18 protein-coding genes and 2 tRNA genes are annotated in these 19,834 nt (G+C 44.0%); 9 read left to right on the top strand and 11 right to left on the bottom strand.

The window, feature by feature from the left end; all coding sequences use genetic code 11:
* Window positions 1-51: 51 nt before the first annotated feature.
* The 8 genes from dndE to TOLA_RS08065 all read right to left on the bottom strand — a co-directional run bounded on the left by dndE (window position 52) and on the right by TOLA_RS08065 (window position 7,346).
* On the bottom strand, window positions 52-399 hold the full coding sequence (gene dndE, locus TOLA_RS08100) for a DNA sulfur modification protein DndE (protein ID WP_015878670.1): 348 nt from the start codon (window positions 397-399) through the stop codon (window positions 52-54).
* On the bottom strand, window positions 399-2,414 hold the full coding sequence (gene dndD / locus TOLA_RS08095; protein WP_015878669.1) for a DNA sulfur modification protein DndD: 2,016 nt from the start codon (window positions 2,412-2,414) through the stop codon (window positions 399-401). The genes dndE and dndD overlap by 1 nt, the downstream gene beginning before the upstream one ends.
* A 9-nt stretch (window positions 2,415-2,423) precedes the next feature.
* Window positions 2,424-4,055 carry a DNA phosphorothioation system sulfurtransferase DndC gene (locus TOLA_RS08090; RefSeq protein ID WP_015878668.1) on the bottom strand — a complete coding sequence of 544 codons (1,632 nt, stop codon included), beginning with the start codon at window positions 4,053-4,055 and terminating at the stop codon, window positions 2,424-2,426.
* Complete coding sequence (dndB, locus tag TOLA_RS08085) at window positions 4,055-5,125, bottom strand: DNA sulfur modification protein DndB (RefSeq protein WP_245534242.1); 1,071 nt, start codon at window positions 5,123-5,125, stop codon at window positions 4,055-4,057. The genes TOLA_RS08090 and dndB overlap by 1 nt, the downstream gene beginning before the upstream one ends.
* Window positions 5,126-5,271: 146 nt before the next feature.
* A complete protein-coding gene (locus TOLA_RS08080) occupies window positions 5,272-6,375 on the bottom strand; it encodes an HNH endonuclease signature motif containing protein (RefSeq protein WP_015878666.1) in 1,104 nt (367 codons plus the stop codon).
* Between the two features lie 472 nt (window positions 6,376-6,847).
* A tRNA-Val gene (locus tag TOLA_RS08075) sits at window positions 6,848-6,924 on the bottom strand.
* A 29-nt stretch (window positions 6,925-6,953) separates the two neighbouring features.
* Window positions 6,954-7,030, bottom strand: a tRNA-Val gene (locus TOLA_RS08070).
* A gap of 124 nt (window positions 7,031-7,154) precedes the next feature.
* Window positions 7,155-7,346 (bottom strand): alternative ribosome-rescue factor A, encoded by a 192-nt coding sequence (locus TOLA_RS08065; RefSeq protein ID WP_015878665.1) that lies wholly within the window; start codon window positions 7,344-7,346, stop codon window positions 7,155-7,157.
* 75 nt (window positions 7,347-7,421) lie between these two features.
* Between TOLA_RS08065 and TOLA_RS08060 the strand changes: the two genes are divergently transcribed.
* The 5 genes from TOLA_RS08060 to hisP all read left to right on the top strand — a co-directional run bounded on the left by TOLA_RS08060 (window position 7,422) and on the right by hisP (window position 11,268).
* Window positions 7,422-7,973, top strand: a complete 552-nt coding sequence (locus TOLA_RS08060) for an NUDIX domain-containing protein (RefSeq protein WP_015878664.1) — start codon at window positions 7,422-7,424, stop codon at window positions 7,971-7,973.
* A gap of 227 nt (window positions 7,974-8,200) precedes the next feature.
* A complete protein-coding gene (locus TOLA_RS08055; RefSeq protein ID WP_015878663.1) occupies window positions 8,201-8,980 on the top strand; it encodes an ABC transporter substrate-binding protein in 780 nt (259 codons plus the stop codon).
* A gap of 84 nt (window positions 8,981-9,064) precedes the next feature.
* Window positions 9,065-9,757 (top strand): ABC transporter permease, encoded by a 693-nt coding sequence (locus TOLA_RS08050; protein WP_342606883.1) that lies wholly within the window; start codon window positions 9,065-9,067, stop codon window positions 9,755-9,757.
* Window positions 9,754-10,470, top strand: a complete 717-nt coding sequence (locus tag TOLA_RS08045; protein WP_015878661.1) for an ABC transporter permease — start codon at window positions 9,754-9,756, stop codon at window positions 10,468-10,470. Before TOLA_RS08050 ends, TOLA_RS08045 begins: the two co-directional genes overlap by 4 nt.
* 24 nt (window positions 10,471-10,494) lie before the next feature.
* The gene (gene hisP, locus TOLA_RS08040) at window positions 10,495-11,268 is read left to right on the top strand and encodes a histidine ABC transporter ATP-binding protein HisP (RefSeq protein WP_015878660.1); all 774 of its coding nucleotides are present in this window, start codon (window positions 10,495-10,497) and stop codon (window positions 11,266-11,268) included.
* A 50-nt stretch (window positions 11,269-11,318) separates the two neighbouring features.
* Here the strand turns inward: hisP and fumC are convergent, their stop codons facing one another.
* Window positions 11,319-12,725, bottom strand: a complete 1,407-nt coding sequence (gene fumC, locus TOLA_RS08035; protein WP_015878659.1) for a class II fumarate hydratase — start codon at window positions 12,723-12,725, stop codon at window positions 11,319-11,321.
* Window positions 12,726-12,820: 95 nt separating this feature from the next.
* Here fumC and TOLA_RS08030 point away from each other — a divergent pair, with 95 nt between their 5' ends.
* Window positions 12,821-13,060, top strand: a complete 240-nt coding sequence (locus TOLA_RS08030; protein WP_015878658.1) for a DUF2789 family protein — start codon at window positions 12,821-12,823, stop codon at window positions 13,058-13,060.
* A 73-nt stretch (window positions 13,061-13,133) separates the two neighbouring features.
* Here TOLA_RS08030 and corA read toward each other — a convergent pair whose 3' ends face one another.
* Together corA and mnmC are read right to left on the bottom strand one after the other, a co-directional pair.
* A complete protein-coding gene (gene corA / locus TOLA_RS08025) occupies window positions 13,134-14,081 on the bottom strand; it encodes a magnesium/cobalt transporter CorA (protein WP_015878657.1) in 948 nt (315 codons plus the stop codon).
* Window positions 14,082-14,235: 154 nt separating this feature from the next.
* Window positions 14,236-16,146, bottom strand: a complete 1,911-nt coding sequence (gene mnmC / locus TOLA_RS08020; protein WP_015878656.1) for a bifunctional tRNA (5-methylaminomethyl-2-thiouridine)(34)-methyltransferase MnmC2/FAD-dependent 5-carboxymethylaminomethyl-2-thiouridine(34) oxidoreductase MnmC1 — start codon at window positions 16,144-16,146, stop codon at window positions 14,236-14,238.
* A 119-nt stretch (window positions 16,147-16,265) separates the two neighbouring features.
* Here mnmC and fabB point away from each other — a divergent pair, with 119 nt between their 5' ends.
* The 3 genes from fabB to TOLA_RS08005 all read left to right on the top strand — a co-directional run bounded on the left by fabB (window position 16,266) and on the right by TOLA_RS08005 (window position 19,656).
* Entirely contained in the window at window positions 16,266-17,480 is a 1,215-nt protein-coding gene (fabB, locus tag TOLA_RS08015; RefSeq protein WP_015878655.1) for a beta-ketoacyl-ACP synthase I, read from the top strand.
* Window positions 17,481-17,549: 69 nt separating this feature from the next.
* The gene (locus TOLA_RS08010; protein ID WP_015878654.1) at window positions 17,550-18,671 is read left to right on the top strand and encodes a 4-phosphoerythronate dehydrogenase; all 1,122 of its coding nucleotides are present in this window, start codon (window positions 17,550-17,552) and stop codon (window positions 18,669-18,671) included.
* A gap of 22 nt (window positions 18,672-18,693) precedes the next feature.
* Complete coding sequence (locus tag TOLA_RS08005) at window positions 18,694-19,656, top strand: Asd/ArgC dimerization domain-containing protein (RefSeq protein WP_015878653.1); 963 nt, start codon at window positions 18,694-18,696, stop codon at window positions 19,654-19,656.
* Window positions 19,657-19,834: the final 178 nt, after the last annotated feature.

The following is a 19,834-nucleotide window of genomic DNA, read 5'->3' as shown; positions in this document are numbered from 1 at the left end:
TAGTTGTCAGTACCAGTGCGGCATAATTTCGCCACACTGGGTTTATGACGCTTACAATTTTATTCCTAAGTTTAATAGTGATTTATGGTTCCTCAAAGAGGATATACCGTACTCAACATGAGCAGCCCATGCTTGCTGATATTTCTTACCATCTAAGTTTGGATAGTAGAGTTTTAACATCAGCTCGGTTATATCACTGGTTTCCCCAAGCCAAGTAAACTTATCCAAAACTAAAGTACCATCCAGCTTTGCTTCTTGGCCAGAATAACGAAAATCACTCTCTATTGAACGAAAAAAAGCGATACGAGCAGAAATATTAGGCGTAATACCGGTATAGCTTTTTAATTTCTTGAGCTGCTCTTCTGTTGATAGGCTTAAGTTCATTCGATTCGGTAGCATTACACGGCCTCCTGTATTACTTGTTTCCAGAAGTAACCTTGCTTTATATGAGATGATTTTGATTTGCCGTCAAAACAAATTTCATAAGTTTTGGCGATGTCATCTTCAATAAGCCTGATATAGTCTTTATCAATTTCCGTATCCGTAGACAGAATCACGACTTGATGGCTTGCTGTTGGGAAGTAGTTTTCTACCAGCTTATCGCGGTGATGAGAATCCAATCTACCTAGAGGTGTATCGATGATAATAGGTAACTTACGGCCTGAGGTTTTTCCCAATGCTTCAAGAATAGAAATAGCATAGATTTGTTTCTCACCTGCAGACATTGCCTTGCGATTGATCTTATTTCCATGTTCATCAATAAGTTCAACATCAAAAGATTTGGGATTGATTAAAGCACAGAGCTGTAGATCCTCTTTGCGAGCCAGTTTTTTATAAGACTCAACAAAGTGCTGTTCCAGAGACTTAACCCGAGACTTAGTTAGTTGATCTGCGAACTTACTCAATAATAAAATTGTATTTTGTGCATTCTCGACACTCGCATTTTTATTTGCGTTATCTCTGTGCTTGTCATGCAATTTCTGTATTTGACGAGCTGTTTCGAGTGCCAAACGTAGTTCTTGTTTAGCATCTTCTAGAAGTGCCTGGTAGTCGGAGCATAGCTCCTGTTTCTTCTTATCTCTTGCTCGAATTTTATCTAGTGTACCTTGTAACTGTTCTTTTTCCGGTGCTCGAGCAACGTTTTGAGAAATGTTATCCAGTAACTCCTCAACTTGACCTAGTCTAGAACGAGCCTTATCGAAACGCTCGTATGAACGATGACTACTTTGATTTACTTGGTATTCGATGGCGTTAGCTTGGCGATCAGAGATATCTAACAAAAGTGCTTGGTTAGAATCATCTGAAACATAGTAGTTGAAGCAGTCTGCAATGGCATCCATGGCAACGTTTGAATCAGCTAAACGAAATGAAAGGTCTTTTCTCAAAGTATCCAGAAATCCATCTAGCTCTTTAGCAAAGTGTTGCTTTTGCTTAAGTGCTCTCTCTTTTTCAATCTGAGACAGTAGTGCTTTCATTGAATTCGGTGCTAAAGCAAAGGGAAGGCTGGTTTCCATCTCCATACGGATTTGCTTTTCCAGCTCGAGTTTTTCTTTAAGCAACTGATCAATTTTCTGTTCTTCTTGTTCGCGTGTTTCAGCCCAAGCGCCACCGCTACTTGATAGTTCAGCTTCAAGTTTTTGAATCTCTTGCGAGACATGCTCAATCTGAATGAGCACTTGATTAGCCTCATGACGTAACTTTTCAGCATTACGTTCATGCTTGATTCGAGTCTCATCCAAATTATCTAATTGTTGCTTGATAGACGTTTCGAGTAATGTCGCGCCTTGTTTTTTTAGATAGATATTTAGGTCACTTTTAAGCTTGGCGATAACATCCAACCCCAGTAAACGTTTAACAGCAGTGTTCAGTATAGTTCCCGATTCATCTTCAGCTAACTCCGCAATCTTTTCACCATCAAAGAAGAATAGGTCAGCAATACCGTTCGGAATCAGCTCATTTAAAAAGCCTTGGCATTGATCATAGCTGAGTTCTGATAGATCCTTGCCATCTTGTTCAAGAATCAATTTATCAGCTTTGCCTTTCTTCCAGCTTCTCGTAACTTTATACGTATTTTCTGAACCTGCTTGGTTATGGGTAAATGCAAGTTCAATATATGCATTTTCTGGTGAATTTATGCCATTCCCCTTGTGAATTAGCTCGGAAAGCTCCTCGATGTATTCATTATTATGAAGTGGCTTACCAAAAGAGAGACGGCCATAAAGAGCTAGACGAACTGCTGTTAAAATCGAAGTTTTCCCTGCGCCGTTTAACCCACCAAATAGAATAATAGAGCGTTCTGTTCCGGGTATTTCTTCACCTTTAGCATTATGAGCTGCACTTGATGGCGTTAGGTCGATCTCGTGCAATCCACAAAATACGCGAAAGTTATTAAGACTTAGTTTGGTTATTAGCATCGTTACGGCCTAAAATTCCTTCTTAAGGGCTAGCTCAATTTCTGCTAGCTCTTGGTTATATCGATCGATTTCTTTTTGGTGTACATCGTATTCTGCGCGACTTTGCAAGGCTGCATGTTTGTCCTTTATCGATTCTAGACTGCCCCAATCTTGCTTCAACAGGGATGCGATTTTATCGCTGATGCCACTGCGACGACTTAAGCCTTCCATCGAAATTTCTAATTCGATAAGCTTCATCACCATTTCTGGTTCAGCATCGAAATCAGAACTTAGTTCACGCAGCAGTGCAGCCTCGTCTTTACCAAAACTTGCTCCGTCATCATAGATCCAATCAAGATCGAAGCCGTACACTTCCTTAAAAATCGAGGGGAGAGAATCATTCCAATCTGGCTCATTAGGATCTCGTAGCCATTCCTGTCGAATTGCGTGCAACTCTGGCGCGGTAATTAGTTCAATCTCTCGGCGTTCATCTTTGTATTGTTTATCAAGTTCCAGAAGTTCCTTAAGCCACTGCTTACGATATTTCAACCAATATGGACCAGGTACGTGCTTACGTTCTGTAGCAATATTTTCACCTTCTTTGGCATATTGGTAGGCGACTCTTCCGGTACGACGTTTGTAATTACGAAATTCATCTTTGTTTTCAGGGTCTGTAGTAAAAGCTAATTTGTTTCGGAATTCTAAAAGTGGGTTCATCCACTCTTCACCATTTTCAATTAAGCTTTCCATTGCTCTATCTTTTGTCACGACGGTGCAAGTCCAGCATCCAAAACGAGAATTGCCACATGATGGTGTCGTTTCGTCGATTACCATCGGGCATTCACCTTGGCCTGATGAGTCTCTATACAAATTCCAAAGAGTGAGGTTTTTGCCGCCCCATGGGTTTTCCCATTCAAGATCGTAGATATCTTTCCAGATATTCTTAACTCCATAAGGTGAGTCTTGAGTCTCTAAATGACAAAGACGCAAGATCTTCCAAACATCATCGACAGACCATGTATCGATTGGTGTGAAGATAAACGCATTTGCAAGCGTGGTATGGCGAGCGAGCCGGGAACCATCTATTTTATGTTTAGCAATCACTTGCGCACGTGAGGCACTTTCTTGGCTTCGAGAACCCAGTACAACGATTACTTCATCATATTTTGAAACTGTAGTTTTAATAAAATCACTGACTGGATCGATTTTCATCCGCTCGGTACACCAACGGAATGAGCGTGTTGGGGCCGGGTAGCCTTTGCCAAGTAAGTTTACCCAAAAGGTATCATTACTCTTTGGAACGACTTGATGAGTCGTGATTGGCAAACCATCTCGCCTAGCGCCAGATTCGATCGCTTTAAGAGAGTTTTTTATATGATTTACGACAACAGGAGTTTCAACCAAGGTATCGGACGATACAACAAACACTGGTTTTTGCCGTTGATCTTTTGGTAAACCTAACAGTGCCATATAAACGAGAGACATGACTGCAGAAGAGTCTTTGCCACCACTATAGCCAATAACCCATGGGCGTTTATCAGCGCAATAGATTCGCTGGACATCAGCAATATAATGGTTGAGCTTTAAACCTGCGAAATATTCTTGATTAATAAACTCTTCATATCCTTCGAGGTCTTCTGCCAGTAGGAGTTGATCTGTCATTACAATTGTTTCTCTAGTGTTTTTTCATCAGGTGTTAGTGCCAAGCCTAATTTGAGCTTTAACGCGTTACTGGTAAGTAGAATGCTGGTCGTTGACTTAGAAATACGACCATGGTTCATTGTGCGTTTTACCCAATCAGGATTCGCTTTTCGCCAATCAATGGATTGTAACGGTTTCAATCGGGATTCCCAGTCGTTGGGGTGTTCACTTAAGAGTTGTTTACCGACGATTCCCAGTGCTTGTAACCCGACACCATGTGCGTGAATAAACTCCTGGCGCAGTTGGCTTGGCGATACTTTTTTGTTAAGCATCATCTGCCAATCAGGTATATATTTGGTCACTGCTTTCCAGTATTCAATTGACAATCTTTGTTCTTCTTCAGAGAAGCCATCTCGAGGACCTTTACTCAGTAGAGCCTTTGTTGCTTGTTTTATGGCACTTAGAGTGAATAGCTTATTCGACTTAGGGCTTACGTTTGACTTTTCCATTTCAGTGAAGCCAATGAAAGGCTCTATTTCCATCGCAAGGTATCTTGCTAGTTCTGAACTTTCGTCTCTATGGTCATAAAGTGTTCCCAAAGATGTACTTGGTTTTACGGCGTACTTGTTAAGGTCAGCAAACATTTGCTGGCTGCGAGTAAGTCCTTCATCAACAAAGAAGAGTACTGGAAGATTATCCTGCCCTAAGTCAGGGTTCTCTCTAAGCGCTTCTTCAATTGCTTTTCTTCGATGTTGCCCGTCGTTGATCAGGATTTGTGCATCCATTGGGATTTGAAGAATGCCAAGATTTGGTGCTTCGCCTATTTCTTCAAATGATATCGATGTACCAACGGACGCTGTCAGCGCAGAAAAAACGTAATCCTTTGGATTATCGAGAAGATACTTAACCATATCAGGGATTCGTGTTTTGTTTAGGGTGCGCTGAGCGCGAAGCTCTGGAGGAACATCATCCTCATTGTAACTAAATATCTTTGGGACTATCCGAAGAGGGCAGGTCGCAATATAAAACGGACGTCCAGCCTGTATCCCTCTCACAGCGGGGAACGAGTAACAATATCCAGAATCATTCATATGCATAACAGTAACAGTGGTATGTTATTCTGAGCTAAATGGTATGTCATTTTTAACAAAATGATAAGCGGGTAATTGTCTATTTTTAGAAAAGCAGTTTAATTGGATGGTAAATATACAGTAATGATTGCCTCTGAGTTGTTCGACTAAACAGCATCTATCCCAAACTTCCAATCAGGGGTAAAGCCTTGTAATTGAGCCATAGAACAGAGGTTGGTGATGGTTGCTCTAAGTCTACCCCTAAATGTTTGCTCAGAGGTTAAAGCAGTAAGGGAAGCGTTAAGACCAGAGACATAATCTTCGCAAGCAGCTCTCATGTTGTTGGCATGAAGGAAGCTAAAGTATTGGTTCTGGAGTACACAGAATTTATCGAAATAATCGACATGAGGTAATGAGTTACTTTTTTGACCATTGGCAAGTGCACTTGCGGGAATCAAATTCCAGTGTTGATCATGTCCTATATAGCTCCACGGAATGAAGTGGTCTAGGTCATACTCTCCGGGATTCAACTGTTCATCGGAATAGATGCAACTTACCGTATGTATCTGGAGAAACTCATCCCAAATTTTACGTTGTGCGGTTAGTTGCGTTCGAGCGAGCGGGGGCAAAATTTTACATATAATGTTTGGTGAGTTTGGGTTTTTTCGCTGCAAATAAGATACCCAAGCAAACTCAGCCCAAGCCCTTACAATTGAGTAGTTTTGGTGAAGGTATTTTAACCATAGAGGATGGAGAATTAAGAAAAGCTCCTGTTTGCACTTTTCTAGTTTATAGAGAGGTTTTCTCTCATCAAAGTATTGTTTTGCTAGCTCGAAGGTTTTGTCATTTTTTTCAACATCGTTTAAACCTTTTAGTTCACTTGAAAAGAACGGTTGAAGTAATCGAAATGGAACATAATTTTCTAGTTCCTTTGCAGATGAATTAGCGAAAGCCCGATGAATTTTTTCATTCAATGCAGGTGCTATTTTAGGCGTTAGCACCTTAAGTTCATCAATTGATAAAGATGAAAGATGTGACTCCATTTGATCTTGTAGGCCAAAATTCAAATTGAAGTATCTTATTGGGTAAGCCGCTAGATATAACATGTGTTCAGTAAGTTCAGACACACAAATCTTAGTGGATGCTTGTGATTCGCTTGTTTTGACATGGTTTAAAATTGCCATGAAGAAAAGTAATTTGTAAGAGTTTGTTGTATTAGTAAATAGCTTTGAAAGTGCTTTTATATCAAGTTGTTGGTCGCTTGGTAGCATCGCTATATTCTATGATTAAATTAATATTGGCAGGATATTAGCAGTTATACATCAAAATAACGGTCACTGGTTAAATTATATGCTGCTGTGTAAATACAACTAGCATGTTTGAACATATTCTGGCGCGGAATCTAGACATCGTTTTATTTAGTCGAAAGGCTGATTCTCAGAGTGAGTGATAGCAGCTTTATCCATATGAAATGGCCTTCCGAAAATCGCCAAAAACAGGGTGGTGGTCAGTGCGGTGGTGGTCGTCACACCCAATTTGGGCACGAACAAAATGATCGGTCAGTGAAGATTTTGGGCACGGTTTGGGCACGAAAACGGATTTTTCCAAAATTTCCGAAAATTAGGCTTCTTATGAGACCGAAAAATTGGAATTTGTGACTAATTTGAAATTAATGGTGCCCACAACAATTTGTGGTCAGAAAAGCAGGGGATAAGAGAAGATAACTAATTGATATATAAGAATTGGTGCGTCCTAATGGACTCGAACCATCGACCCCCACCATGTCAAGGTGGTGCTCTAACCAGCTGAGCTAAGGACGCACTTGAGAACTTTTTTGCTATCGAAAGAATGGTGCGTCCTAATGGACTCGAACCATCGACCCCCACCATGTCAAGGTGGTGCTCTAACCAGCTGAGCTAAGGACGCGCACATACATCGTTTCGATGTGCGGGCATAATAGCGGGATGAAGTTATTCAGGCAAGAGCAAAACAGCATCGAATGATTCGTTTGCTCTTTTAGTGAGCAGAGACAAATTCAGTTTAAAAACAACTAGGCAGCAATTTTTAAGCTGAACTCGTCTTGCCGACGGTGTTTCGCATGGCGACGATAACTACCTTTTCCTTTAATATTCTCTTCCACACGGCTGCGGAATAATTTGTCAGTGACCAGCGCTTGTAAATGATTGTCGGTAATAGCACCGCGTTGATGCTGATATCCGGTATGTGATGTTTTCGACTTCATCGGGACCTCCTGTTGAAATTGTGCAAATTATGAACGTTTCCATTAAAGCGAACAAGTAAAACTCATGAGGAATATATGAGTATCTGGATGACATTAAAATCAAAAGTGGTATTTGAAACGCCCTGGATCAAAGTCCGTCATGATGACGTTCTGACCCCGATGGGCAGTCCGGCACAATACGGTGTGGTTGAGTTTAAAAACCGGGCGGTTGGTGTCGTTCCGGTGCTTGATGATGGCCGGATCGTGATGGTGCGACAGACCCGCTATGCCATTGGTAATCAGAGTTCACTGGAAATTCCGGAAGGTGGTGCTCCGCAAGGTGAAGACTGGCAACAGACCGCTACGCGGGAACTGCAAGAGGAAACCGGGTATACCGCGGGAGAGATAGAACCTTTACTGACAAATTTCTATCTTTCTAACTCTGTAACTAATGAGTGTGGCGCCTTGTTTATTGCCCGCCAACTAGAAGCTGGTAAACAGGAACTTGAAGACACAGAAGACATCCTGGTCGAATTGCATACTTTTGATGAATTATTGCGAATGATTCAGCAGGGGATCATCACCGATAGTCTGACGATCATGGCGCTGCTTTACATCGCTACAGATCGTGCCCGTTACGGTGTATGAGCCGGTCTGACAGTCGATTGTACTACTGTAATTGCATAGATAGCTGCCAATTTGCAGGCTAATGTCATATTAAGACAGTGATTCTGAATAAATATATTTAATTCTGCGAAATAAATGGGATGCAGAAGATTTTGTTTGTGGCATTCTTTTGATAAGATTTTTATGTGGCACGATCAAGGCTGATGATGCGTGCATTCCGGGACTGATCACTAAGAATAGGAATAAAGATGAAGAACTTTCGCAAAGTCATGCAGTTCGCTGCTCTCGCTTTTGCTGTAAATGTAAATGCGGCGGAAATTAAAGAGATACGTTTTGGCGTAGAACCTGGTTATGCACCATTTGAAGTGAAAGCGGCTGATGGTTCCCTGACTGGTTTTGATATCGATTTAGGCAATGAGATGTGTAAACGTCTGCAAGCCAAATGTGAGTGGGTTGAAAGTGATTTCGACGGCCTGATCCCATCGCTGAAAGCGAAGAAAATCGATGCCATCCTGTCTGCAATGTCTATTACAGAACAACGTATGCAGGAAATTGATTTCACCAATAAACTGTATGGTACTCCGGCTCGTTTGGTGTCAGCAAAAGGTTCAGGTATTCAGCCAACAGCTGAATCATTGCAAGGTAAACGTGTGGGTGTGATGCAGGGTACTACTGCTGAAACTTATGCTAAAGATAACTGGCAGAGCAAAGGCGTTGAACTGGTAGCTTACCAGAATCAGGATCTGGTGTATGCGGATCTGGTCTCTGGCCGTATTGATACCGCATTCCAGGATGCTGTGACTGCAGGTGAGAGCTTCCTGAACAAACCGCAGGGCGAACAGTTTGAATATTCTGGCCCTGAAATTAACGACGAGAAATACTTCGGTGTTGGTGCTGGTATCGGTGTACGTAAAGAAGACGGCGCATTGAAAGATGCACTGAACAAAACACTGGCTGATATGCGCAAAGATGGTACTTACGACCAACTGGCTAAAAAGTATTTTAAATTCAACATATACGGTGAATAACGCTTCGCGTTAACTGTTATTTGATGACGAGGCTCTTCGGATGAGGAGCCTCGTTGTTTTTCAGTTTCAAAATAAATCAGGTATATCGTTATGCTGTATGGGTATGGCTCCATTATTTTCGACGGAGCTCTGGTGACGATAGAGCAGGCACTGCTTTCGGTCGCGCTCTCTTTTCTGCTGGGATTAATAGGTGCTGCGGCAAAATCATCGCAAAGTAAGTTGGCGAGATTACTGTCCGGCATTTATACCACTCTGATCCGGGGCGTGCCTGATCTGGTGCTGATGCTGCTGATATTTTATGGTCTGCAGATTGTGGTGAATGGTATTACTGAGTCATTGGGTATCGCCCAACTCAATATTGATCCATTTGCTGCCGGTGTGATCACGATTGGTTTTATCTATGGTGCCTACTTTACGGAGACATTCCGTGGTGCTTATTTAATGGTGCCTAAAGGTCAGCTTGAAGCTGGAGTGGCGTATGGCTTCTCGCCGTGGCAGGCATTCCGCTATATCCTTTTCCCTCAGTTGATGCGTTTTGCATTACCCGGCATTGCTAATAACTGGCAAGTTACATTGAAGGCAACCGCCCTGGTTTCGATTATCGGGTTGTCCGATGTGGTTAAAGCAACCCAGAATGCAGGGAAGGGAACTTATCAGTTTTTCTATTTCACGATTGTTGCTGCCGTGGTTTATTTGATTTTCACGACTGTGTCGAATCTGGTTTTGCTTTGGCTGGAACGTCGCTATTCAATGGGTGTCCGGAGTGCTGAACTATGATTGAAATCCTGATGCAGTATGGTAAGGCTTTTTTGTGGAGTGATGGTTATCGCTTTACCGGCGTAGCTGTCACCATGTGGTTGTTAGTGTTGTCACTGGTATTCGGGTTTATGCTGGCATTGCCGATGTCGATTGCCCGTGTATCGCAGAAAAAAGCGCTCTGGATGCCGGTATGGTTCTATACCTATATCTTCCGCGGTACACCGCTGTATGTGCAGCTGCTGGTATTCTATTCCGGTGTATATACATTAAGTATTGTTAAGGATGTCGACTTTCTGAACCTGTTTTTCCGGAGCGGCTTTAATTGCACTGTGCTGGCATTAGCGTTGAATACCTGTGCCTATACAACGGAAATGCTGGCCGGCGCGATCCGAGCGATCCCGCATGGTGAAATTGAAGCAGCCCGGGCTTACGGCTTCTCTGGTTTTACACTTTATCGCAGCATCATTATTCCTTCAGCATTGCGTCGTGCCTTACCGGCTTACAGCAATGAAGTCATTCTGATGTTGCATGCGACCTCGCTGGCATTCACGGCGACGGTACCGGATATCCTGAAAATAGCCCGGGATGTGAATGCTGCAACGTATAAGTCGTTTCACGCATTTGGTACTGCGGCAGCGATTTATCTGATTATCTCTTTCCTGCTGGTTGGCCTGTTCCGTCTGGCTGAAAAACGCTGGCTGAAACATCTGAGACCACAGTCTGCGCATTAAGATTCATTTTAGAAAGGTTATGAAATGCACAATTACAAATTGGCTGTAAACGATCTGCATAAAAAATATGGCCAGCATGAAGTTATTAAAGGTGTGTCTTTATGCGCAAAGGCCGGTGATGTGATCAGTATCATCGGTTCATCCGGTTCAGGTAAAAGTACTTTTTTACGTTGCCTGAATTTTCTGGAGAAACCGAGTGCCGGTTCCATTTTCGTTAATGGTAAAGAAATCCATATGACGATGGATTCCGATGGTCAGCTAAACGTTGTCGATCAAAAAGAGCTGCAGTTACTCCGGACCAAACTAACGATGGTTTTCCAGCACTTTAACTTGTGGAGCCATATGACGGTTTTAGAAAACGTTATGGCTGCGCCGATCAAAGTATTAGGGATGGATAAAGAAGAAGCAAAAGCCAAGGCCATTCAGTATCTGGAAAAAGTGGGTATTGATGAAAGAGCCAGAGCCAAGTATCCGGCGCATTTATCAGGTGGACAACAACAGCGTGTATCCATTGCCCGTGCATTAGCGATGGAGCCGGAAGTACTGCTGTTTGATGAACCGACTTCAGCGTTAGATCCGGAACTGGTTGGCGAAGTGCTGAAGATCATGCAAAAGCTTGCGGAAGAAGGCAAAACCATGGTGGTCGTAACCCATGAAATGGGGTTCGCCCGGAATGTTTCGAATCACGTGATTTTCCTGCATCAGGGGAAAATTGAAGAAGAAGGCCATCCGGATGATGTACTAGGTAATCCGAAAAGTGAGCGTCTGAAACAGTTTCTATCCGGTTCGCTGAAGTAACACTTAATTTTAATATTGTCCGGAGAAATCCCTCCGGACAATTATTTTTACTACTTGTGTTTATGCGGCTCAGCCATTTCCAATGGTGAAATCCAAAGATCGAACTCTTCTGCAGTAAGATAACCCGAAGCTATCGCTGCCTCACGTAAACGCAATCCCTGATGATGTGCCGTTTTTGCAATCATTGCTGCCTTGTCATAACCAATATGTTTATTCAATGCCGTCACCAGCATTAAATTATCAGCCAGATGTTCTTCAATTCGCGCTAGATTAGGTTCAATTCCACTTGCGCAGTGTTCATCAAACGCCCGGCAAGAATCAGCCAATAAATGGATGCTTTCCAGCACGTTATGTACCATCACAGGTTTATAAACATTCAGTTGGAAATTCCCCTGACTTCCCGCAAATGCGACCGCAGCATCATTACCAAAAACCTGTACGCAAACCATGGTCAGCGCTTCACATTGGGTCGGGTTTACTTTCCCTGGCATAATAGAAGAGCCCGGCTCGTTCTCCGGAATGACTAACTCACCAATTCCGCAACGGGGGCCACTGGCCAGCCAACGCACATCATTCGCTATTTTCATCAACGCACCAGCCAGCGTACGTAATGCAGCCGATGCCTGAACCAATGCATCATGCGCTGACAGGGCAAAGAATTTATTATCTGCCGCGTGAAATGGATAACCGGTAATACTGGCAATATAAGCGGCTGTTCGTTCACCGAATTCAGGGTGAGCATTTAATCCGGTTCCGACCGCGGTGCCACCGATGGCTAATTCAAGTACACCGGCTTTGCTGGCCTGAATCCCTGCTAACGCGAAATCAAGTTGTGCTACCCAGGCACTGATTTCCTGGCCCAGTGTAATGGGCGTTGCATCCTGAAGATGGGTTCTGCCCGTTTTGACTATATTGGCGTAAGCCACCGCTTTAGCATCAAGCGTTTGTTTAAGATGCCCGATCACAGGAATTAATTGTTGTTCCAGCTCTTCAATGACGGCTATATACATAGCAGTAGGAAACGTATCATTTGATGACTGACCACAATTCACATGATCATTGGGGTGAATGGGTTTTTTACTGCCAATTTCACCTCCGCATATTTCAATGGCCCGGTTTGCGATTACTTCATTGGCATTCATGTTTGATTGCGTGCCTGACCCGGTCTGAAAGACTACCAGCGGGAAATGTTCATCTAATTTACCGTCAACCACCTCTTGAGCTGCCTGTTCTATCGGATCGGCAATCGTCCCTGGCAACGTCCCTAACTCAGCATTGGCTTTGGCTGCTGCTAATTTCAATATTCCCAGTGCACGGATCATAGGGCGTTCCCAACGAAAACGGTTAACGCCGATCGGAAAATGCTCAATGGAACGCTGTGTTTGTGCCCCCCAGTATTTATCTGCCGGAACCGGGATGCTCCCCATTGAATCAGTTTCATAACGTAGTCCGGTCATAGTTATATTCCTATTCAATGTCCCGCAGATAATCGCTGTACGAGGGATAATTCTTCTATAATGATAATAGTTCCTATCAGCGAGGGTTGCCTGAAATGGACATTGGAACACATGACCTTGCGGCTTTATTTAGTCAGCTGGGATTAGCAAATGATGAACCGAGCATTCTGCGGTTTATTGAATCTCATCCGCTTACTGAGGGAATGGCATTACTGGATGCACCATTCTGGAGTGCATCACAGGTTGATCTGTTACAACAGGCATTTACTGATGATGCAGAGTGGGCAGAGGCGGCGGATACATTAGCAACGTTATTAGCTGCTTCGGCAAAGTGAGATAAATGTGTAGGGAATGAGAGAGTGGCACCGGTGTGATTTATCGGTGCCACTAATTTTTATATTCCGGGAATTACAACCAGCCTTTCTTCCGGAAGAAGAAATAGGTACCAAAAGCAGATGCCAGCATCATGCCGATCGAAACCAGATAACCAAATTGCCAATGTAATTCAGGCATAATGTCAAAGTTCATACCGTACACACTGGCAATCAGTGTCGGCGGCAGAAATACAACCGCGGCAACGGAGAAGATTTTAATAACCTTGTTCTGTTGCAGGTTGGTAAAGCCCATTGCAACTTCCAACTGGAAGTTGATTTTATCGAACAGGAACTGCGTGTGTGGCAACAGTGATTCGATATCGTGCAGCACTTCATCAATGGTCTTTTTCTGTTCAGATAACAGCTGCTGGCGAACGGTTCGGCGCAGGAAACGCAATGCACGTCGGGTATCGTGCAATGCAAGACGGATCTGACTGTTCGTCTCTTCCTGCTCCATCAATTCCTGTAACATCTCATGAATTTGTTCATCGCTGAGAACAAGCTCAGATGTTTCTTCCAGCGTGGTATATCCATCCTCGATCAGGTCAGACAGATATTCGACTTTCAGATCCATCAGTTCAAGCAGGATGTCCATAGCATCTTCGATTTCAACACGATCGTGACGCATGTAGTGTCGTAGCAGGCGGACAATCCCGATATCTTCTTCACGGAAGCTGATCAGCAGGTTATTACGCAGTGTGAACGACATGTTTACACCACGGGTTTCACCACCGATCCGTTGTGGGAACAGAGATAAAATATGCAGACCATCCGTGTCCCAGTAGAAACGCGCAGATGCTTCAATTTCATCCAGCTCTTCTTCTTCCGGAACTTCTTCCAGAAATAGACTACTTAGCCATTCACGTTCTTCATCGTCAGGCTTATAGGCATCCAGCCAGATAGTATCGGGCGGTAATACGTCCTGAGTTGTTAACTGAACAACATCCAGAACTTTATTACGCAGCATGTAGGCGGTAATCATGGGATCCCCCTTGAAAGGCAAATTTGGGGTCTAATTTTCTGCGGGCACTATACCTGCCCTTTATTACAAAGTCAGGTCATTTAGCTCCGTTTGCTGAAAATATGGCCGTAATTTCAGTGAATAATCAGCAGTATCCGGCCATGTTTTGGCCTCATTACAGGGTCCGACTTTTCCGCCAGTGTGGTTTTAACCAGCGGCGCTGTGGATCAATGTCCTGCAGCACCGAGAGTACACAGGGAAGTGGTTCATGTAGTAACAATGCAGCCAGTAATTCAGCGGCCAGTGGTGCGGAGCACAATCCTCGGGAACCGAAACCCGCTAAAACAAATAATCCGGAATCTGTTTCTGGTAACCAACCGGATTTACTTATGTTATCTAACGTGCTCCGGAGTTTTTCTTCTGAACGTAGTCCACCAGCCAATGGCAAGTGATCCCGTGTAACGCCCCGGATAGCTGCTCGTCCGTCAATCACCCGATATGATGAGGTATCTGTGGAAAGTGTTTTTTGCATTTTAGCTTTGTTTTCCAGATGCTCATCATCTCTTACTGTCCGATCTTTATCATGCCGGATATAAGTCGCGCCTATTACTTGTTTCCCCTGATGTGCCGGCACGATGTAGCCATCGCCACAAACAACATAAGGGCTGATCTCTTCATATTCAGAAGATTGCAGCAGGGATATCTGGCCGCGAACCGGTGTGATGGGTAACTCTCTGGTTTGCTCAAAAATACCGATATCTGCACCATTGGCTAAAACAACCTGCGATGCTGACCAGGATTCACCATCCTTACTACTGAGGCGCCAGCTATCCCGCTGTTTTTGAAGCGAGGTGATCCCGCACTCATAGTGCTGAGTCAGTAAACCGCTGGCTGCTGCTAATTGAAACAGAATTTGAGTCAATTCTGACGGCGCAACCCAGCCGCCGTGAGGAAAGAGTGCGCCTTCATCAAGAAGATAGATCAATTCCTCCGGAAAACCGGAACTGGATAATGCATCAATTTTACGTGAAGATTTTTCATCAATTGCCTTCAGCAATACACCACACCAGTCATGAGAAACTGATTTTTGCGAATTTACTTCATTGATTAATTGCCGGCAAAAATGGAATGCAGCCGCAAAGAATTGTGAGAGTGAGTCATCCGGTTTATGTAATAACGGATAAATGGCTCCCTGAGGATTTCCTGAAGCGGCTTGCGCGACATCTTTATCGGCACAGAATAATTCCACCGGATAACCACGCTGAGTCAGTAAATAGCTCAGACAGGCAGACGCGATGCCACCACCAACAATCACGACTGATTTTATATCCGGGGATTGGGGCGATGTTTGTTTCTGACTACGTCCTGTGAGCATCTGCCGTTTTTTGCCATGCCCGCGAACTCTCAACATGGCGAAACCGGCATCAGCGAGTCCGCGCCGCACAAATCCGGCTGCAGTAAATGTTGCCAGTGTTCCTTCAGGGCGGCTCAGCCGATATAAATTCGCAAATAAGTTATCTGTCCACATATCCGGATTTTTACTGGGAGCAAAGCCATCCAGATACCAGGCATCGACTAATCCATCGGCTGGCGTATACACCTGAGGGAGTAATTCATTTACATCACCAAACCAGAGATCCAATACAACAGATCCATTATCAAACCGTACTCGTTGGCAGCCCGGAATGGCAGAAGGGTAGGCAGTCACTAACTGTTCACTGAATGACGTCAATTCCGGCCAGGCCATTAATGCCTGTTTTAAGTCCTGCCGAGTCAGAGGGAACTTCTCAAAACTGATAAAATGCAGACGTGAAACGTTACCCTCCGGGGTTGTTTCACGGTAGTGCCGAAATGCCTGCCAGGTAGCCAAAAAATTCAGCCCCGTGCCAAATCCGGTCTCGGCTATGACAAAAAAATCATGGTCATGATTTAACCAGCGTTCCTGTAATTTATTCTGTTTCAGGAAGACATACCGGGTTTCCTGCAGGCCATTATCGTTGGAAAAATATACATCCCCAAAGGAGTCTGAAATAGGAGCGCCAGCTTCATTCCAGCTTAATTTGGCGTTTTGCAACGAGGTCTGCATGAAAAAATCTCGACTAATTCACAAAAGTACTGCGGATTTTACGGGAAAGCAGACCAGTTGTTGAGATAAAACAGGTAAACTATACCCAGGTCTTATAAGTCATATTGGAACTTAAGTTAATGAGAAGAGCTGTTATCACCGGTATCGGGATTGTTTCTAGTCTGGGCAACAACGCGGCTGAAGTACTGGCTTCATTGAAAGCGGGTAAATCAGGTATTACTTATTCAGATCAATTTGAACAACACAGTCTGCGTAGCCGTGTATGGGGCAATATCAAGCTGGATGTGGCTGAACTGATTGATCGCAAAGTACTGCGTTTTATGGGTGACGCTGCAGCATACGCTTATCTGTCCATGCAGCAGGCAATCGCTGATGCCAAATTGACCGAAGATATGGTTTCAAATCCTCGCACTGGTTTGGTCGCTGGCTCAGGTGGCGCGTCTTCTAAAAACCAGATCGAAGCTTGTGACACTTTGCGTGAAAAAGGTGTACGTCGTGTTGGCCCATACATGGTGCCACGGACTATGTCTTCTACTACATCTGCATGTCTGGCTACGCCGTTCAAAATCAAAGGCATCAACTATTCCATTAGTTCCGCCTGTGCGACGTCATCACATTGTATCGGTAACGCACTGGAACAGATCCAGTTAGGTAAACAAGACATCGTTTTCGCCGGTGGTGGTGAAGAAGTGGATTGGACACTGGCTATGCAGTTTGATGCGATGGGCGCACTGTCCAGCAAATATAACGACACGCCGGAAAAAGCCTCCCGTACTTATGACGCTGGCCGTGATGGTTTCGTTATCTCTGGTGGCGGCGGTATCGTTGTTGTCGAAGAACTGGAACACGCATTGGCACGTGGCGCACATATCTATGCTGAAATCACCGGCTACGGTGCCACTTCAGATGGTTATGACATGGTTGCTCCATCAGGTGAAGGCGCTGTTCGTTGTATGCAACAAGCCATGTCGACTGTTGCTGCGCCAATCGATTACCTGAATACCCACGGCACTTCTACACCTGTTGGTGATGTGAAAGAGCTGGAAGCTATTCATAACGTATTCGGCGATAAAGCTCCGAAGATCTCTGCAACCAAAGCAATGAGTGGTCATGCTCTTGGCGCTGCTGGTGTTCATGAAGCTATCTACAGCTTGCTGATGATGGAAAATGGTTTTATTGCACCAAGCATCAACATTGAAACTTTAGACCCGAAAGCAGAAGGTCTGCCAATCGTTACTGAATATGAAGAAGCAGAACTGAACACTGTGATGTCAAACAGCTTCGGTTTCGGCGGCACCAACGCCACGTTGGTATTCAGCAAATATAAAGGCTAATGATTTCATTAAGCTAAATGGCATAATAAGGGGCTTATAGCCCCTTTTTCTTTTTTTCAGGCGACAGATATGAAGATTGTGGTGGATGAAAATATGCCGCTGGCCGAAGCGTTATTTGCTGAATTCGGCGAGGTAGTGCGTGTGCCGGGCAGAACAATGACTGCGGAACAGTTGGCGGATGCTGATATTTTGCTGGTGCGTTCAGTGACCAAAGTGAATGCAGCGCTTTTATCTCAGGCCACTAACTTGAAATTTGTGGGTACAGCAACGATCGGAACCGATCATATTGATAAAGCTGTTCTGGCAGAAAAAGGGATTAATTTTACCAGTGCACCAGGCTGTAATAAGGTCTCTGTCGGTGAATACATCATCAGTGCATTACTGGTGATGGCAGAAAAGTATCAGTTTTCTCTGTCAGGCTTATCACTGGGAGTTATCGGTGCCGGGAATACCGGGACGGCAGTTGCTGAACGAGCGTCCGCGCTGGGGATCGAGGTGAAATTATGCGATCCATTGAAAGAACAGGCGGGTGATCCCCGTAGTTTTGTCTCTTATGACGAAGCATTGCAATGTGATTTGATAAGCTTTCATGTGCCGTTATCCCGCGAGGGCGAACATGCTACTTTTCATTTGCTGGATAAAAAATATATTCAGGCATTACGTTCAGAGCAGATCTTGTTGAATGCTTCCCGCGGCGAGGTTTGGGATAATCAGGCTATGTTACTCCGACAGCAATCCGCTGAACCGCTGCTGCTTGTGATGGATGTCTGGGAAAATGAGCCGGATATTTTGCATGAGCTTGTACCATATACCGATATCGCAACCCCGCATATTGCCGGGTACAGTCTTGAAGGAAAATATCGCGGCACATATATGCTGTATGAAGCATTCTGTCAGCAATTCGGATATACAGTGACAAAACAGCTGAAACAACTGTTACCTGTTGCCGATATTAATGCTCTGACATTAAATGCCAATACGGATGAGGTGGTGCTGAAAAAGTTAATCCATCTGGTATACGACGTCCGGCGTGACGATGCACGATTCCGGCATCAAATTGGGTTGCCCGGTCGTTTCGATGAAATGCGCAAGAAATATCCTGAACGCCGGGAGTGGAGTTCGGTAACCATCTCTTCTGAACAGAATAATGACGAGCTTGTTAAGCTGGGATTTTCCGTTTCAGGTAATTAAACATATTCAGGAGAAAGGCAAAATGCCAATGAATATTGCTGTTGCTGGCAGTGAAGAATTAATCAGTGAAAATCTGCTCGAGTTATTACAGGAAAAACAATTTCCTGTTGGAAAACTATTTTTACTGACCGCTCTGGATGCGGAAGATCAGGATTCAATCCGTTTTAATAACCAAACCATCTATGTGCAGGATCTGGCCAGTTTTGACTGGTCACAGGCTGAGCTGGTTTTTCTGGTTGGAAATACAGATGAATATGTGGCGGCTTTTAGCGCTGCAGAACAGAATGGTTGTAAAATCATTGATTTGCGCAATATTGAACATAAGAGCTCATTGCATGGTCTGAGTCTGCTCGCACAAAAAGAAGATCTGGAATCATCTGTTCATGTATGTCCGGATGATTTAACCGTTCTGATTGCTCATGTTATTCAGCCGTTTTTTGACGAAACCGCGATCACTCAGCTGAACATTGTGGCGCTGGAACCTGTTTCAGTTCATGGCAAGAAAGGAACTGAAGCACTGGCGAGAGAAACAGCTCATCTCATGAATGGCCGACCTCTGGAAAATACCTTATTTTCGTCACAGCTGGCATTCAATATTTTACCGGTATTGGGTGATTCTCATTTAGTTTCTGAATTGCAGTTGTTGTTCCCTGAAGAAAAACTGAATACATCAGTAACCTTGCTGCAGGCACCAGTTTTCTTTGGCACTACCGTCGTAGCTGACATCGTTCTGGAAGATGCATTACCAAAAGAAGATATAACCAGAATTTTATCATCTATCAGTAATGTGACGCTTTCTGACGAGGTGCTTACACCAGTAACGCATGGGTCAAATCAGAATAAAGTGTACTTGCAGCTCATTGCTGGTGAGTTGGACGAATTACAGACATTCCGTCTGCTGATGATCGCCGATCCATTACGCTGCGGACGTATTCAGAATGCGGTATCACTGGCAGAACAACTAGTTACCCCTGTCATGTCATAAATTGCGAATGTAATAATGGCAGCAGGGATATGCTGCCATTATGATAAAGTGTATTGAATGAATCTGTTTATTTCCGAAATGAAATAATGTGATTTTTGTGGTGCGAGCTACCCAGATTGTCAGTGGTTGGACCTGAAGGGCCGGATAATAAAATAAAAAGGACGTCGAATATGGGATT

Source organism: Tolumonas auensis DSM 9187 (assembly GCF_000023065.1).
Lineage (GTDB): Bacteria > Pseudomonadota > Gammaproteobacteria > Enterobacterales > Aeromonadaceae > Tolumonas > Tolumonas auensis.
Note: the sequence above shows the minus strand (reverse complement) of the source record. Positions and strands in the feature narration are given on the sequence as shown.

Excerpts from the sequence above, each read along its gene's own strand:
- TOLA_RS08090 (WP_015878668.1), bottom strand. The coding sequence starts at position 4,055 with ATGACAGATCAACTCCTACTGGCAGAAGACCTCGAAGGATATGAAGAG.
- TOLA_RS08030 (WP_015878658.1), top strand. The coding sequence starts at position 12,821 with ATGGACATTGGAACACATGACCTTGCGGCTTTATTTAGTCAGCTGGGA.
- mnmC (WP_015878656.1), bottom strand. The coding sequence starts at position 16,146 with ATGCAGACCTCGTTGCAAAACGCCAAATTAAGCTGGAATGAAGCTGGC.
- dndD (WP_015878669.1), bottom strand. The coding sequence starts at position 2,414 with ATGCTAATAACCAAACTAAGTCTTAATAACTTTCGCGTATTTTGTGGA.
- TOLA_RS08045 (WP_015878661.1), top strand. The coding sequence starts at position 9,754 with ATGATTGAAATCCTGATGCAGTATGGTAAGGCTTTTTTGTGGAGTGAT.
- dndE (WP_015878670.1), bottom strand. The coding sequence starts at position 399 with ATGCTACCGAATCGAATGAACTTAAGCCTATCAACAGAAGAGCAGCTC.
- TOLA_RS08055 (WP_015878663.1), top strand. The coding sequence starts at position 8,201 with ATGAAGAACTTTCGCAAAGTCATGCAGTTCGCTGCTCTCGCTTTTGCT.
- corA (WP_015878657.1), bottom strand. The coding sequence starts at position 14,081 with ATGATTACCGCCTACATGCTGCGTAATAAAGTTCTGGATGTTGTTCAG.
- TOLA_RS08060 (WP_015878664.1), top strand. The coding sequence starts at position 7,422 with ATGAGTATCTGGATGACATTAAAATCAAAAGTGGTATTTGAAACGCCC.
- TOLA_RS08065 (WP_015878665.1), bottom strand. The coding sequence starts at position 7,346 with ATGAAGTCGAAAACATCACATACCGGATATCAGCATCAACGCGGTGCT.
- hisP (WP_015878660.1), top strand. The coding sequence starts at position 10,495 with ATGCACAATTACAAATTGGCTGTAAACGATCTGCATAAAAAATATGGC.
- dndB (WP_245534242.1), bottom strand. The coding sequence starts at position 5,125 with ATGAATGATTCTGGATATTGTTACTCGTTCCCCGCTGTGAGAGGGATA.
- fabB (WP_015878655.1), top strand. The coding sequence starts at position 16,266 with ATGAGAAGAGCTGTTATCACCGGTATCGGGATTGTTTCTAGTCTGGGC.
- TOLA_RS08005 (WP_015878653.1), top strand. The coding sequence starts at position 18,694 with ATGCCAATGAATATTGCTGTTGCTGGCAGTGAAGAATTAATCAGTGAA.
- TOLA_RS08010 (WP_015878654.1), top strand. The coding sequence starts at position 17,550 with ATGAAGATTGTGGTGGATGAAAATATGCCGCTGGCCGAAGCGTTATTT.
- fumC (WP_015878659.1), bottom strand. The coding sequence starts at position 12,725 with ATGACCGGACTACGTTATGAAACTGATTCAATGGGGAGCATCCCGGTT.
- TOLA_RS08080 (WP_015878666.1), bottom strand. The coding sequence starts at position 6,375 with ATGCTACCAAGCGACCAACAACTTGATATAAAAGCACTTTCAAAGCTA.